Annotated in this window: 1 protein-coding gene and 1 pseudogene; both read left to right on the forward strand. The window is 70.9% G+C overall.

Annotated elements, in window-relative coordinates; translation table 11 throughout:
* A pseudogene (locus AC01Y6_RS11005) lies at nt 1-364 on the forward strand (hypothetical protein); the annotation flags it as partial.
* Between the two features lie 45 nt (nt 365-409).
* Nucleotides 410-608, forward strand: a 199-nt coding sequence (locus tag AC01Y6_RS11010; protein ID WP_476671568.1) for a hypothetical protein, incomplete at its 3' end; no start/stop codon positions are given.

Consider the following 608-nt stretch of genomic DNA (forward strand, 5'->3'; position numbering starts at 1 on the left):
GGGGGTGCCCATCTACACCTGCCCCCCCGACGGGGTGCGGATCCCCAAGGCCTACATCGTCACGGACGGGCGGACGGCGAGGAGGCTCGAGGCCGACCTGAAGGACGCGGTGAAGGAGGGCCTCCTCAAGGTGGTGGCCGTGGGCGGGGAGCGGGACGCCCCGGAGCTCTCCGGGGTCATCCTGGGCCTGCCCATCCTGTGGGCCGGGGGCAGGGGCTACCTCTTCGCCCCCGGGTACAGCACCCCCGACCGCTGGCTCTGGCTCACCCCGGACGGCCCCGTGGCGGGCAAGGTGGCCCTGGTGATGCGCCTGGCCACGGGGTACGTGGTGAACGCCTCGAGGAGGCAGGAGGAGGTGCGGTGAGGGGCCAGGGGGCACGCCCCCCGGAGGAGAGCGGGAGGTGAGGGTATGCGGACCGATCTGGCAGAGTTCTGGAAGGTTGTAGAGGAATCCACCGTGGTCAAGGTGGACGGCACCGGGCAGTACTACCTGGTGCGCCACCCCGAGCACGGGTGGAGGCTCTACCAGCGGGGCATAGAGGCGGCCTTTCTCCTGGCAGAGGGAGAGAAGGCGCTCTACTGGGCCCCGGAGTTCAGGGTGCCGTTGG

It is taken from the genome of Thermus sp., assembly GCF_056332225.1.